This is a genomic window from Ilumatobacter sp., assembly GCF_039969435.1.
Taxonomy (GTDB): Bacteria; Actinomycetota; Acidimicrobiia; order Acidimicrobiales; family Ilumatobacteraceae; genus Ilumatobacter_A.
The window spans coordinates 168820-182954 of record NZ_JBDVNU010000036.1 but is presented as its reverse complement, the minus strand read 5'-3'; the positions used below and the strand labels follow the sequence as shown (position 1 = coordinate 182954).

11 protein-coding genes are annotated in these 14135 nt (G+C 66.2%); 2 read left to right on the top strand and 9 right to left on the bottom strand.

The genetic code is table 11. The annotated features are described in order from the left end of the window. Window positions 1–24 precede the first annotated feature (24 nt). Window positions 25–1785 carry an ABC transporter ATP-binding protein gene (locus ABJK40_RS18100; protein WP_348478775.1) on the bottom strand — a complete coding sequence of 587 codons (1761 nt, stop codon included), beginning with the start codon at window positions 1783–1785 and terminating at the stop codon, window positions 25–27. Window positions 1786–1862: 77 nt separating this feature from the next. Between ABJK40_RS18100 and ABJK40_RS18095 the strand changes: the two genes are divergently transcribed. After that, window positions 1863–2471, top strand: a complete 609-nt coding sequence (locus tag ABJK40_RS18095) for a PH domain-containing protein (RefSeq protein ID WP_348478776.1) — start codon at window positions 1863–1865, stop codon at window positions 2469–2471. A gap of 17 nt (window positions 2472–2488) precedes the next feature. On the opposite strand, the gene ABJK40_RS18090 is transcribed toward ABJK40_RS18095, so the two are convergent. From ABJK40_RS18090 to secG, 4 genes are all read right to left on the bottom strand, one after another. Beyond that, on the bottom strand, window positions 2489–3595 hold the full coding sequence (locus ABJK40_RS18090; RefSeq protein WP_348478777.1) for an ABC transporter permease: 1107 nt from the start codon (window positions 3593–3595) through the stop codon (window positions 2489–2491). A gap of 7 nt (window positions 3596–3602) precedes the next feature. Beyond that, window positions 3603–5135 (bottom strand): ABC transporter permease subunit, encoded by a 1533-nt coding sequence (locus tag ABJK40_RS18085; RefSeq protein ID WP_348478778.1) that lies wholly within the window; start codon window positions 5133–5135, stop codon window positions 3603–3605. 134 nt (window positions 5136–5269) lie between these two features. Beyond that, on the bottom strand, window positions 5270–7441 hold the full coding sequence (locus ABJK40_RS18080; protein WP_348510360.1) for an ABC transporter substrate-binding protein: 2172 nt from the start codon (window positions 7439–7441) through the stop codon (window positions 5270–5272). Window positions 7442–7726: 285 nt separating this feature from the next. Continuing rightward, window positions 7727–7957, bottom strand: a complete 231-nt coding sequence (secG, locus tag ABJK40_RS18075) for a preprotein translocase subunit SecG (protein ID WP_348481919.1) — start codon at window positions 7955–7957, stop codon at window positions 7727–7729. Between the two features lie 118 nt (window positions 7958–8075). Here secG and ABJK40_RS18070 point away from each other — a divergent pair, with 118 nt between their 5' ends. Further along, window positions 8076–10097 carry a S9 family peptidase gene (locus ABJK40_RS18070; protein ID WP_348481917.1) on the top strand — a complete coding sequence of 674 codons (2022 nt, stop codon included), beginning with the start codon at window positions 8076–8078 and terminating at the stop codon, window positions 10095–10097. A 24-nt stretch (window positions 10098–10121) separates the two neighbouring features. Here ABJK40_RS18070 and ABJK40_RS18065 read toward each other — a convergent pair whose 3' ends face one another. Genes ABJK40_RS18065 through ABJK40_RS18050 form a run of 4 tightly spaced genes read right to left on the bottom strand, consistent with a single transcriptional unit; the run spans window position 10122 to window position 14063 of the window. Next, window positions 10122–11096, bottom strand: coding sequence for a dipeptide ABC transporter ATP-binding protein (locus ABJK40_RS18065; RefSeq protein ID WP_348481915.1), 975 nt, complete (start codon window positions 11094–11096; stop codon window positions 10122–10124). After that, the gene (locus tag ABJK40_RS18060; protein WP_348481913.1) at window positions 11093–12148 is read right to left on the bottom strand and encodes an ABC transporter ATP-binding protein; all 1056 of its coding nucleotides are present in this window, start codon (window positions 12146–12148) and stop codon (window positions 11093–11095) included. The genes ABJK40_RS18065 and ABJK40_RS18060 overlap by 4 nt, the downstream gene beginning before the upstream one ends. Beyond that, window positions 12148–13044 carry an ABC transporter permease gene (locus ABJK40_RS18055; protein WP_348481912.1) on the bottom strand — a complete coding sequence of 299 codons (897 nt, stop codon included), beginning with the start codon at window positions 13042–13044 and terminating at the stop codon, window positions 12148–12150. Before ABJK40_RS18055 ends, ABJK40_RS18060 begins: the two co-directional genes overlap by 1 nt. After that, window positions 13041–14063 carry an ABC transporter permease gene (locus tag ABJK40_RS18050; RefSeq protein ID WP_348481910.1) on the bottom strand — a complete coding sequence of 341 codons (1023 nt, stop codon included), beginning with the start codon at window positions 14061–14063 and terminating at the stop codon, window positions 13041–13043. The genes ABJK40_RS18055 and ABJK40_RS18050 overlap by 4 nt, the downstream gene beginning before the upstream one ends. Window positions 14064–14135 lie beyond the last annotated feature (72 nt).

The window sequence follows — 14135 nt, the reverse complement described above, 5'->3', positions numbered from 1 at the left end:
CCGGTCCCACCGCAACCGATGGACTCAGACGTCCTCCGGAACGATCAAGGCATCGCGCAGCTCGCGCCGACGACGTTGCTCCTGCGGATCGGGCACCGGAACCGCTGCGATCAGCCGCTGCGTGTACAGCTCTCGGGGTCGGTGGAGGATCTGGTCACGCGGCCCGTCCTCGACGACGACACCCTTGCTGAGCACCACGATCCGCTCGGCGAGGATCTCGACGACGGCGAGGTCGTGCGAGATGAACAGGCAGGCGAAGCCGATCTCCCGCTGCAGCTCCTGGAAAAGTTCCAGCACCCGAGCCTGGACGGACACGTCGAGGGCGGACGTCGGCTCGTCGGCGATCAGCAACTTGGGCCCCAGCGCCAACGCTCGTGCCAGGCCCACTCGCTGGCGTTGGCCACCGCTGAGCTCGTGCGGATACCGATTTCGGAGATGACGGGACAGTTCCACCTGATCGAGCAGTTCCTCGACGCGCCGATCGAGTGCGTCACCCTTGGCGACCTTGGCCAACTTCAGCGGCTCGCCGATGGACTCACCGATCGGCAGGCGCGGGTTGAGCGACGATCCCGGGTCCTGGAACACGAAGCTCACATCGCTGCGGAGCAGACCGAGATCACGACGACTGATCCCGACCATGTCGTGACCGAGCACGTCCGCCTCACCCTCGACGAACGGCAGCAGCCCCACCAGCGCCCGACCGATCGTGGTCTTGCCCGAGCCGGACTCTCCCACCAGGCCCAGGACCTCGCCCTGGCGGATCGACAGCGACACGCCGTCGATGGCGCGGAAAGCAGGCGTCCGCCCCCGTTTCGGATACTCGATCGCGACCTTGGTCAGCTCGACGACGATCTCGCCGCCGGTCGACGCGGTCTCGACGACATCGGCCTCCGACACCGTCGAGGACGTGGCCGGCGACTCCTCCGACCCGTTCGTTGCACTCGAGGGAGCGGATGCGGCTCCGAGGTGCGGCACCGCGGCCAGCAGGGACTTCGTGTACGGGTCGACCGGACGCTCGTACACCTGCTGCGTCGACCCGGTCTCGACGATCCGACCGCGCTGCATCACGATGACGTCGTCGGCGAGGTCGGCCACCACGCCCATGTCGTGCGTGATCAGCACGATCCCGGCGTCGATCCGGTCGCGGAGGTCTCTCAACAGCTTCAGGATCTCGGCCTGAACCGTGACGTCGAGCGCCGTCGTCGGCTCGTCGGCAACGATCAGGTACGGGTCGCATGCCAGCGCCTGGGCGATCATCGCCCGCTGACGCTGACCACCCGACAGCTCGTGCGGGTAGCTCTCGATCCGGCGCTTCGGATCGGCGATCTCGACGAGTTCGAGCAACTCGATGGCGCGGTCACGGGCGCGACGTGGCGACATCGACTGATGGCTCCGCAACATCTCGGAGATCTGGAACCCGATGGTGTACACCGGGTTCAACGCGGTCATCGGTTCCTGGAAGATCATCGACACACTGCGGCCGCGAAGTGCGCGGAGCGCACGCTTGTCGAGCCCGACGATCTCGGTTTCACCGACCCGGATCGACCCCTGGACGTGGGCGTTCTGCGGCAGCAGTCCCATCATCGACAGGGCGATCGTCGACTTTCCGGATCCGGACTCCCCCACGATCGCGACGGTCTTGCCGGCCTTCACGTCGAACGAGGCGTCGACGACGGCCGGGAACCACGATCCATCGACCCAGAACTCGACGCCGAGGCCTCGGATCTCGGCCGTGTTCGTCACCCCGCGTACGAGTTCCGGTTCGGGCATCTCGGCGTCGGTCATGAGTCGGCCTTTCGTGGGTGAACGGCAATCGACCCACGCAACCCCACGTGACGACGCTGCTTTGGCAAGATGGTCGAGTGCGTGAGGAGTTCCGTCCCGGTTTCGGTCGAGGTCTCACGGTGTTCGTCACCGTGATCGCCGTGGTGAGCATCGTGGTCGTGGCGATCACTGCGGATCTCGGCGCGGTGGTCGTGACCCTGCCGTGGCTGGTGCTGGTCGTCGCCACCTGCTGGGCGTTCTTCTGGCGCCCGAGTGTGGTCGTGTCCGACGCGGGGGTTCGACTCGTCAACGTGACCCGCACCATCGACATTCCGTGGCCGGCGGTTCACGACGTCGACACGCGGTTCGCTCTGACGTTGCACACCGCGTACGGACGCTTCAGCGCCTGGGCTGCGCCCGCGCCCGGTGCCGGGACGGCACTGCGCAGTTCGTTGCGTGCGCGCCGCACGAGCGCTCGAGACACCGACGGCGTGGTCGGGACATCGAGGATGGGCGACATCGCCGGCTCCGCGTCCGGAGAAGCCGCGACCATCGTGCGACGCCGGTGGGAACGCCTCCGTGACGACGGGTTCCTCGACGACCCGCAACTCGAGTTCGATCGAGCACCCACCACGTGGCACTGGCACATCGCGGCGTGCATCTTCGTGTTCGCCGCACTCTCGATGGCGACTCTGGCGGTTGGTTGAATCCGGTCGGATCGACATCATGCTCCGTCACCCGGCTGCCGAGCGACGTTCGCCGCCGCGGTCGTCGCCATCGCCTCGTCCACCGGATCGGGTCCGCTCCGATCGAGATCCTTGCGGTTCGGGATCCTCTTCTGGCGTGGGTCGAAGGCGTCGCGCAGGCCGTCGCCGATGAATTGCAGGCACAACACGATCGCCACGATGAACGCGCCGGGCCAGATGAACAGCCACGGACGCGTCTCGTAGGCACCCTGGTACTGGTTGACGAGCGTCCCGAGCGACACCTCGGGTGATCGCACACCGAAGCCGAGGAAGCCGAGCGCTGCCTCGGTCAGCAGCCCGGCACCCATGAGCAGTGTCGTGCTCACGACGATCGTGCCGACCGTGTTCGGGAGGATGTGCTTGAAGATGATCCGCAGATTCGACGCGTTCGCCACGCGGGCGGCGTCGACGAATTCGCGCTCGCGCAACGCCAGGAACTCCGCCCGCACCAGCCGCGCCAATCCGGTCCACGTGAAGATGCCGAGCGCCACGGCGACCGACCACTTCCCGCTCAACCCGAGTGCGTAGCCGGCGACCGCCGTGATGACGAGGAGGGGCAGCACGATGACCACGTCGGTGAAGCGCATCAACACCGAGTCGACCCACTTGCCGTAGTACCCAGACAGTGCCCCCACGACGACACCGATCGATGTCGACAGCAGACCCAGGACCACGATGATCGTCAGACTCGTCTGGACGCCGCGCATGTTCAGGGCGAACATGTCCTTGCCGAGTTCGTTGTCGACGCCCAGCGGGTGTTCACCGAGGCCGAAGCCCGACCCGCCGAGCCAGGTGGGACGCAGCGACATCGTCGGCCCGCCGTCGTCACCCGTTCGCGGAACCAGATCGTCGTAGCTGTACTTCCACCAGCCGGGGATCGGCCCCCAGCCCACGCTCGTCGTCGCGAGCAGCACGATGAGGACGAGAACGAAGAGCGAGAACATCGCCCCCTTGTGTCGAAGGAACCGTTTGCGGACGATCTGCGCCTGGCTGAGCCCGGCGGTCTCGGTCATCTCCGCGTTGAGTGCGTCGTCGAGCGAGGTCCCCATTGCGAGGTCGTCAGGTGGTTGAGGGTTGTCGGTCACGACCGGATCACTCTCCGACTCGGATCCGTGGATCCAGGAATGCGTAGCCGATGTCGGCCAGCAGGTTGAACACGACGGCGAAGGTGCCGGTGACGACGAAGAACGCCATCACCCGGTTCGGATCGATCTCACGAAGACCGTCGATGAACAGTCGACCCATTCCGTCCCACTGGAACACCGATTCGGTGATGACGGCACCGCCGATGATGCCACTGATGTCGAATGCGACGATCGTGGCCAGCGGGATGAGTGCGTTGCGCAGCGCGTGTCGCACCACGACCGTGCGCTGGGTGAGTCCCTTCGCCTGGGCGGTGCGGATGTAGTCCTGGTCGAGAACCTCGAGCATGCTGCCGCGTGAGAAGCGCGTGTACGACGCAACGGAGATGAGCATCAGCGCCATCGTCGGGAGGAACAGGTGACTGAAGGTGTCGTTGGCGATCAGCCAGAACGACCCCTCGAGGCGGTCCTCCTTGTCACCGATCGTCTTGATGGGTCGGTTGCGGATCACCGACGAGGCCGAGTAACTCGCCCACGACTGCATCATGCGGTCGACGAACATCAGCACACCCATGAGAACGGCGACGAGCGAGGCGGTGCGAGCCGACTGCCCCCTGTCGTAGCCACCCACGGCGTAGCCGACGGCCGTGGCGATGCCGATCGCGACGGCGAGCCAGCCCAGCAGCATCCAGATGTTGATCGCATCGTCGAACACCGACTGCATCGGGACGTACGAGATGATTCCGATGGCGGCCGTGATGAGCGCTGCGTTGCGGGCCCGTGCGTTGCGCCATCCCGACATCACCGCCACGACACCGGCGGCGATGCCCAGGCTGATGACGCCATACGCGATCGGTCCGAAGCCGGGATCGAGCAACCACTGGTTCGACGACATCCACGAGAGCAGGAGCGCAGAGACCACGGCGCTGATCGCGCCGATCGTGGCCTTGCGACGCCTGGTGCCGCCTGCGAACGACGCTCCGACCACTGCGGCGAGGATCGCCGTCGCGATGATGAACGACACCGAGAAGTGCGCGCCGTCGCGGAGCCAGTCGTTGAGGTTGATACCGCCCCAGGCCTTGAGGATCACGGCGACCCAGAAGACCGGAAGCGAGAAGAAGAGGAAGGTGACGAAGGTGACGAGGTAGTCGAACCCGGAGTACTGGCGCAGTGCCGAGAGCATTCCGGTGAGGACGCCGAACACGATCGACAGCACGGTGGCGGCACTGACGAGCTTGAGCGTCAGTGGGATCCGACGAGCCAGTTCGTCGGACACGGGTTGCTGCGTGGTCGACACCAGACCGAAGTCCTGTTCGAAGACCAGGCGGCCCAACCACTGCAGGTAGCGCTCGACCGGCGGCACGTCGAGGCTCAGGGTCTCGGTGACCGTGCCGATCACGGCAGCGCGCTGGGTCGGATTCGAGATCGTGAGGGTGAAGGCGAGCGGATCGCCCGCTCTGGTCATCATCAGGTAGAGGATGAACGAGGCGCCGACCATCACGAAGGCGCCGGCGACGATGCGCCGGCAGATGTAGACGAACATGGGTCTCCAAACGAGTGTTGTGGCGCGGACCACACGGTCGCACGCGCCACATGCCGCTGGGCGGCCGGGAGTTCAGAACAGTTCGGTGGGGCGCCGGGCGAAGTGCCCGGCGCCCCACCGATCACGTCACTCGGTCAGACTGCGGTCCAGTCCCACACGTTGAAGAACACCGTCGGAGCGATGGCGATGCTGCTCACTCCGTCGACGTAGGTGCTGTTGTATGCCGTGACTTCCGGGAACTGGAAGATGGGCAGGCCGAACGCATCTTCGAACAGCACGGCCTCGACCTCGGCCAGGATCTCGTCCTGACGGGCCGGGTCGGTGGTCGCGTTGAGCTCGTCGTAGAGAGCGTCGACCGTTTCGTTGCTGTAGCCGTAGAAGTTGTTCTGGCCGTCGGTCACGAAGTTCGGACCGGTGTCGGCGACGGCGATGGCCGTGGTCTGCCAACCGAAGTGAACGGCGTCGTACAGCGACGGGTTCGCCAGGTTCGAGCCCCAGTTGATGTCGCGCCCGTCGATGAGATTGAAGCCGGCCTGTGCCACGGAGTCACGGATCAGCTCGTACTCGGAGGCACGGCGGGGGTTGTCGTCGGCGAACATGTTGCGCACGTCGATGGGCGTCTCCACTCCGGCGTCGGCCAGCAGCTGCGCTGCAGCTTCCGGATCCGCCTCGGCGTAGAAGTCCGAACCGTTCGATGCGACGATGTCGTCGTACGCCGGCGAGCCGGGCACCTGGGTCAGCGAGTTGCGCACCACGGCGTTCTCGTTGAGCGGCAGGATCAGACGGTCGACGATCTCCTGACGGGGCACCGACAGCAGGAAGGCCTGACGCACGATGCGCGCTGTCTCCTCGTCGCCGCCGTAGGTGGCGGGGTCGAACGGGCCGCCGTTGGCGACGGCGAGGTCGATGTGCTCGTAGGTGGCGCCGTCACCCTGACGCACCTCGACACCGCGATCGGCGATGCCTTCGAGCTGCGTGAGGATGTCCGCGGTGACCTGCGGCTGGATGACGTCGACCTCTTCGTTGGCCATGGCCTGCACGGCGGCGGTCGGGTCGCCGATGATCGAGTACACGAGGGTCTGAACGCCGGGCTGGGGGCCCCACGTGTAGTCCTCGCGAGCCTCGAACACCATCGTGCCGTCCTCGCTGAAGTCGGTCAGGTTGTACGGACCGAAGCTCGCGTACACCGACGGGTTGTCCGGCAGCGACGTGGCGTCGAAGTCACGGTTCCACGACTCCGAGATCGCCTTGACGTCCTCGGTGTTCGTCTCGAGCGCTTCGATCAACGCGGTCTTGGCCTCGGCGGGGTCCTCGATGCCGAGTGCGTTCTGAGCGACGACATGTGCAGGGACGCCCGGGAAGAGGCCGGCGCTGGCGTAGTCGACGTAGAAGCTGTCCCACGTGGCGGTGATGGAGAGCCCGTCATCGGAGATGGTCGGGAACTCGGTGACCAGTTCGAGCGATTCGCTCGACGAGTCGAACGAGACGCCCGTGGACTCCTTGTACGTGAAGCCGTCGAGCAGCGTGCCCTCTTCGGGGTCGAACGCGGCGTCGTAGCCCTCGTCGGCCGAGGTGAGGTCACCGTCGGGTCCCACGACGACGGCGGCACCGTCGGCGTCGGCCTGAGCGGTGACACCGGTGTCGGTGACGACCGTCTCGGCGTCGTTGTAGCTGCCACCCTGTGCGGCCCACGTGAGGAGCATGTCGGCGGCGTCGACCTGGACGCCGTCGTTCCAGGTGACCCCTTCGTTGATCGTGTAGGTGATGGTCAACGGATCGAGCGAGTCGATCGTGCAGGTGCCGAACTGGTCGTTGTTGATGTAGTTCAGGTCGGCGTCGTAGTACGAGAACCCGCCGGCGTTCATGATGTAGAGCGGGTTGTTGTTCGCCGTGGCGTTGCCGCGGTTCGTGGCGGAGTTGAAGGAGTACGCAGCCTGGTTCCAGGCAACGCGCACTTCACCGGACGGGGCGTCCTTCTCCTCGTACGGGCCGTGCGGCGTGCCGCAGGCGCTGCCGCCGACTTCGCCGTCGTTGCCCGCGGGAGCCTCGCCACCGTCGGTCGTGGCGGGGCCGTCGGGCTCGCTCGTGTCGGGCACATCGGTGCCGTCGGGTGCGTCGGTCGAGTCCGGGGCGTCGGTCGAATCTGGCGCATCCGACGTGTCGGGCTCTGCGTCGGTCGTGTCGACGGCGTCGGACGTGTCCGGTTCGTCGACGGTTGCGCTGTCGTCGCTGGCACAGGCCGCGACGACCAGCGATGACGCAGCGAGGGCTGCGAGGAGCGTCCGGCTCCGGCGGGTGGTGTTCACGTGGGAATCCTCCTGGATTGTTGTCGACCGACGAGGTGCACGTGGGAGCGCCCGCCACGGCTCTCGACGAATCGAGTGCGCAGCACCTCACCGATCAGGCTGAAACGTTGGGTCGGGACCGTAGCAAACTCGGGACGACGTTCACAGGACAACGCATGTCGTCACCATGACGAACGCGTGTCGCGTTCCTACCGGTGGGAACTCGGCGCGGCATCGTCTCGCACTCCGGGATCGGGACGGCTTCGTCCGAGACGAGCCGACTTCGGCGCCGGGCGCCGACGGACGTCAGGTGCGTTCGAGGAAGAACGAGAACGCCACGAGCGTGAAGATCCACACGAGCGCCAGGACGAACGTGATGCGGTTCAGGTTCCGCTCGGCAGCCGTCGATCCGAGCGCTGCGCCACCGCCGCCGCCGAACATGTCGGACAGCCCGCCGCCGCGCCCGCTGTGCAGCAGGATGCCACCGATCACGCCGAACAGGGAGCCCACATTGAGCACGAGGGTCACATAGAGCATCACGTCACGCACCCGACTAACGATACCGCCACCGACGTCGCGAAGTGTCGAGGCCCCGTATCGAGGCCCGGTGTCGAGGCGAAAGTGTCGGACCGCACGCCACGGGTATCTTCGACCGATGCCAGCAGCCGCCGTCGCCCAGCAGCACACCGAGATCGCACAGCGTCTCCTGGACCGACGGAGCACGGTCGGCTCCCCTGCCCTGTCTCCCGACGGTTCGCACACCGCGTTCGTCGTGTCGACCATCGACCTGGAGACCAACACGACCCTGAGATGCGTGTGGATCGACGACGCGCCGGTCACCGCCGGACCCAAGGACCACTCGCCGACCTGGTCGCCCGACGGACGCTTCGTCGCCTTCGCCTCCACCGGTGACGACGACCACGAGACGACCCTGCGGATCCTCCCGGTCGTCGGCCCCGGCGAGGTCCGCACACTGGCCACCATGCCCGACGGGCTCGGCGACCTCGCATGGTCGCCGGACGGCACGTGGTTGGGCTTCACCAGTCGCACCCGCAACGAGCGCTATTCGACGCCGGACTCGTCGTGGCAGTCACCGCGCAAGATCGAGAGGTTCTTCTCCCGTCTGAACGGGGAGAACTGGGTGTTCGACCGCCCGAAGCACGTCCACGTCGTCGCGGCCGACGGCACCGGCAAGCCGCGCAACCTGACGCCGGGAGCGTTCCAGCACAGCAGTGTCTCGTGGACGCCCGACTCGTCCGCGGTCGTCACGTCGGCGGCACGTCACGACACGTGGGATCGCGATCTCGCCGAGGACATCTACGTCGTGCCCCTCGACGCCGACGAGCGACCCGATGGGATTCGCTGCCTCACCGCACACGACGGCACCTACTCGATGCCGTCGGTGTCCCCCGACGGATCGCGCGTGGCGTTCGTCGGACGCGGCGACACCGAGACGATGGTCCACAACCACGCCGTCGGCTCCGTGCCGTTCGACGAGGACGGAACCGTCGAACCGGACATCACCTGGGCGTCCGAGGCGCTCGATCGCACCTTCATCTGCACGGTGGGCGGGCGGGCTCCGGTGTGGGAGAACGACGAGTCCGTTCTTGCGACGGCCGAAGATCGCGGTGAAACCCATCTCTTCCGGGTCACGATCGACGCGTCGGCGGCGCCGCAACGGCTCACCACCGGAGCGATCTCGGTCATGGACTTCGACGCATCGGCCGGCACCGTCGCCACGATCCACTCCGCTGCCGACCTGACCGCCGAACTGTTCATCGACGAAGATCGACGCACGTTCGTCGGGAATGCGCTGTCGTCGACACTGCTCGGTTGGGAGAAGTTCTCGGTACCGACCACCGACGGCAGTGACGAGATCGACTGCTGGATCATGCGTCCGGCCGACTTCGACGAGTCCCGGAGTTATCCCGTCCTCCTCGACGTCCACGGTGGGCCGTACACGCAGTACGGCGAGTACTTCTTCGACGAAGCCCAGATGCAGGCGGCGGCCGGATTCGTCGTCGTGCTCGGCAACCCCCGCGGTTCGAGTGGTCGTCACCTCGGCTGGGGACGGGCCATCCTGGGCCCGAAGCACCCGGTGGCTCCCGGTTCGGGATGGGGCGGCGTCGACGTCGACGACGTGCTCGCCACGATCGACGCAGCCCTCGATCGATACCCCTTCTGTGACCGTGATCGCGTCGGGATGCTCGGCGGTTCGTACGGTGGCTTCATGGCCACCTGGCTGGCCGCACACCACGGGGAGCGGTTCCGTGCCATCTGCTCGGAGCGGTCGGTCAACAACCTCGTGTCCGAGGAGTGGAACAGCGACATCGGCACCGCATTCCGCACCGAACACGGTCCGCTCTACATCGACGATCCCGAGGTGTATCGGGCGTCGAGCCCGATCGAGAGGATCCGCGACATCGACACGCCGATGCTGCTGATCCACTCCGAGGAGGACTGGCGCTGCCCCATCGGCCAGGCCGAGGAACTGTGGATGGGCCTGCGCCTGCTCGGCAAGGAGGTCGACTTCTACCGGTTCCCCGGCGAGAACCACGAACTGTCTCGTTCCGGATCGCCCGTCCACCGGGTCCAGCGCGCCGAGATCATCCTCGACTGGTTCACCGACAAACTCGCTGCTCGCACGGCCGACGATCCGTCGTCACCCGACGACTGACACCGTCCGCGACCCGAGAACGGGTCAGTCGGGGAAGTGGCAGGCGACGGGGTGGCCGCGACCGCGGTCGATCAACTCCGGCGTCTCGTCGGCGCACAGCTCGGTGGCCTTCCAGCAACGCGTGCGGAACCGGCACCCCGAGGGCGGGTCGACCGGACTCGCCACGTCGCCTTCGAGCACGATCCGCTGGCGCGTGCGCTCGCGCCGGGGGTCGGCGACGGGAACGGCCGAGATCAGCGCCTGGGTGTACGGGTGCGACGGCTTGTCGTAGATCGCCTCACGGTCGCCTTCCTCCACGATCCGCCCGAGGTACATCACGGCCACCCGGTCGGAGATGTGGCGGACCACCGAGAGGTCGTGAGCGATGAACACGTAGGCGATGCCCATCTCGTCCTGCAGCTTCTTGAGCAGGTTCACCACACCCGCCTGGATCGACACGTCGAGCGCCGACACCGGCTCGTCGAGGATGATCACACGGGGGTCGAGCACCAGTGCTCGGGCGATGCCGACACGTTGACGTTGGCCTCCGGAGAACTCGTGCGGGTAGCGATTCGTGTGCTCCGGCGAGAGACCGACGGTCTGCAACAGATCGCGGATACGCGTCTTGATCTCGGCCTTCCCCAACCCCAGGTGGAGCTTGAGCGGCTCGCTCAGGGTCTCGCCGACGGTGCGGCGAGGGTTGAGCGACGCGTACGGGTCCTGGAACACGATCTGCAGGCGCTGACGGATCTCGAGCATCTCGGACTTGCTCGCCGCATCGAGATCGGTGCCCTCGAAGTCGACCGTGCCGGACGTGGGCTTGAGGAGGTGCAGCAGCAGACGACCGGTCGTGGACTTGCCGCAGCCGGACTCGCCGACGAGACCGAGCGTCTCGCCCTCGTCGACGTGCAGGTTGACCCCTGCCACGGCCGACACCTCCGCAACCGTGCGGCCGAAGACACCCCCCTTGATCGGGAAGTGCTTGACCAGGTCGTTCGCTCGCAGGACTTCGGTGCTCATTGCGGCTTCCAATCGACGCTCGTGAAGTGGCAGGCCGACATGTGTCCTTGTCCTTCGTCGCGCAACTTCGGTTCCTGCTCGCTGCACACGCCCGGGACGCGTGCGTAGGAACAGCGGGGATGGAACGCGCATCCCGACGGACGGTTGATCAGCGAGGGAGGCGAACCCTTGATCGGGATCAAGGGCTTGCTGTGATCTCCGACCAGATCGGGGATGCTGTTCAGCAGACCTTCGGTGTAGGGATGCGCTGTTTCGTAGAAGATCTCGTCGACGGTGCCGAACTCGACCTGGTTGCCGGCGTACATCACCATCATCTGATCGGCGAGACCGGCGACGACGCCGAGGTCGTGGGTGATCAACACGATGCCCGAATCGATCTCGTCCTTGATGTCGACGAGCACCTCGAGCACCTGGGCCTGCACGGTGACGTCGAGTGCGGTGGTCGGCTCGTCGGCGATCAACAGGTCGGGTTTGCACATGATCGCCATCGCGATCATCGCCCGCTGACGCATGCCGCCCGAGAACTCGTGAGGATGCATGGCGGCCCGTTTGGCCGGCTCCGGGATGCCGACGAGGTCGAGCGTCTCGATCGCCCGCTTCATCGCGTCCTTCTTGGAGAGCCCGTCGTGGATGCGCGCCATCTCGGCGACCTGTCGACCCACCGTGTGGACCGGGTTGAGCGCCGTCAACGGGTCCTGGAAGATCATCGCGATCTCGCCGCCGCGGATCCGACGCATCCGGTTCTCGTCGAAGTCCAGGAGGTTCTCCCCCTTCCACAGGATCTCGCCGGACCGCACCTTGATCGTTGGGAGAAGCCCCATCACCGTCATCGCCGACACCGACTTGCCCGAACCGGACTCGCCCACGATCGCGAAGATCTCTCCACGGTGGACGTCGAAGGTGATTCCGTCGACCGCGTGGACGATCCCGTCGCCCGTCTCGAAGACGGCTTCGAGGTTCCTCACCGACAGGAGCACCTCGCCGCTCCCGGAACCGTGTCGGCTGGCCAACTTGGGCGCGACGGGGGCGCCCGGTGATACCTGGTCGGTCATCAACGATCCTTCAGCTTCGGGTCGAGGGCGTCTCGCAGGCCGTCGCCGACGAACACGAATGCCGTCACGGTGAGCGCGATGGCGAGGCCGGGGAAGAACAGCAGGTGCGGGGCGTTGGCCAGGTCGCTCCGGCCCTGGGAGACCATCAGCCCCCACGCCGGCGTCGGATCCTGCGGGCCGACCCCGAGGAAGGACAACGCCGCCTCGGACAGGATGGTGGAGCCGATGGCGATCGTTCCGTACACGATGATCGGCTGCAGCGCGTTGGGCAGGATGTGGCGGAACATGATCCTGACCCGTCCGAATCCGAGCGCTTGCGCCGCCTCCACGAACTCCTGCTTCTTGAGTTGCAGGAACGACGCTCGCACGATGCGCGCCACGCCCAACCACCCGGTGAAGCCCAGCACGATGATGACGGAGTTCTCGCTCTTGCCGAACACGGTGGCGATGGCGATGGCCAGGATGATGTACGGGATCGCGAGGAACACGTCGATGAACCGCATGATCGCCGACTCGACGAATTTCCCGATGTACCCGGCGAGCGCGCCGAAGATCACTCCGACCACGAGAGCGATGCTCGTGGCCGCGAGCCCGATCTTCATCGAGACCCGGGCGCCGTACACCACTCGGCTGAACAGGTCGCGTCCGATGATGTCGGTACCGAACCAGTGGTCGCCCGAAGGACCTTCACGCGACCGGCCGACGTCACGGTCGGTGATCGAGTACGGAGCGATCAGATCGGCGAACACGGCGGTCAGGAGGACGAAGACGATGAAACCGAGACCCACCAGAGCGAGCTTGTTGCGCTTGAACTGCTTCCACGCGTCGGCCCACAGCGACGTGGCAACGGTGGATTCGGGCGAGTTCACGACCACTTCGGTGTCGAGGTTGCTCATGCGTCCTCCCCTCCTCCGAGACGGACTCTCGGATCGAACCACGCGTAGGAGACGTCGACCGCGAGGTTCACGACGGCGTACACGACCACCACGGCGAGCGTGAGTCCGAGCACCACGGGCAGGTCGCGATCCCCCACCGCCTCTGCGATGGCGGAGCCCAGACCGGGCCAGTTGAACACCGTCTCGGTCAGGACGGCCGCACCGACCACGGTGCCCAGGTCGAGGCCGAGCAACGTGACGACCGGGAGCATCGCGTTGCGCAGGCCGTGTCGGCTGATCACCTGGCGTTCGTTGAGGCCCTTGGCCTTGGCGGTGCGCATGTAGTCGGCGCCGAGGACCTCGAGCATGGACCCGCGCATCATGCGTGCGGCGAGCGCCGTGGACACTCCGGCGAGAGCGATCGCCGGCAGGACGAGGTAGCGCCACTGTGCAGGTCCGGACGGGATGAAGAACAGGAACCAGGACTCGTCGGTACGCGGTGCCGAGATGCCCGAGGTGCGCAGTTGCATCCACTCGGGCCAGCCGTACTTCTCGGGGACGACGGCGAAGAAGTACTGCAGGATGTAGCCGGACACGAAGACCGGGATGGCCGACGCGACTGCGGTGAAGATCGTGGTGAGCTTGTCGGCCAGGGAGTACCGGCGGATGGCGGAGAACAGACCGATCGAGATGCCGACGATCACTTCGATCGTGAATGCCCACACGCCGAGACGGATGCTGTTCGGAGCCCGGTCCTTCAAGATGTCGTTGACACTCTGATTTCGCTGGAAGGACGTGCCGAGATCGAACTGCAGCACTGCCTTCCAGTAGTTGGCGAACTGGGTGAGGATCGGGTCGTCCAAGCCGTACCGATCGTTGATCTGCTGGATCTGGATCGGGTTGGGGTTCCGGTCGGCGCCTCCGGCGATCAGCGTCGCGGGGTCGCCGGGAAGCACGTAGAAGATGAAGAAGAGGAACGAGATCGCACAGAAGATCGTCGGGATGATGATCAGCACGCGGCGGATGATGTAGGCGGTCATGGGCGTTGCGTTCCAGGGTCGAGCGGCGGGTTCACGGGGCGAGTCCAGACGCCACGGTGAAGGACGTCGACC

What these genes read in the sequence shown, in the direction of transcription:
- ABJK40_RS18055 (WP_348481912.1), bottom strand. Translation starts at nt 13,044, where the DNA reads ATGAGCAACCTCGACACCGAAGTGGTCGTGAACTCGCCCGAATCCACC.
- secG (WP_348481919.1), bottom strand. Translation starts at nt 7,957, where the DNA reads ATGCTCTATGTGACCCTCGTGCTCAATGTGGGCTCCCTGTTCGGCGTG.
- ABJK40_RS18100 (WP_348478775.1), bottom strand. Translation starts at nt 1,785, where the DNA reads ATGACCGACGCCGAGATGCCCGAACCGGAACTCGTACGCGGGGTGACG.
- ABJK40_RS18065 (WP_348481915.1), bottom strand. Translation starts at nt 11,096, where the DNA reads ATGAGCACCGAAGTCCTGCGAGCGAACGACCTGGTCAAGCACTTCCCG.
- ABJK40_RS18085 (WP_348478778.1), bottom strand. Translation starts at nt 5,135, where the DNA reads ATGTTCGTCTACATCTGCCGGCGCATCGTCGCCGGCGCCTTCGTGATG.
- ABJK40_RS18070 (WP_348481917.1), top strand. Translation starts at nt 8,076, where the DNA reads ATGCCAGCAGCCGCCGTCGCCCAGCAGCACACCGAGATCGCACAGCGT.
- ABJK40_RS18060 (WP_348481913.1), bottom strand. Translation starts at nt 12,148, where the DNA reads ATGACCGACCAGGTATCACCGGGCGCCCCCGTCGCGCCCAAGTTGGCC.
- ABJK40_RS18050 (WP_348481910.1), bottom strand. Translation starts at nt 14,063, where the DNA reads ATGACCGCCTACATCATCCGCCGCGTGCTGATCATCATCCCGACGATC.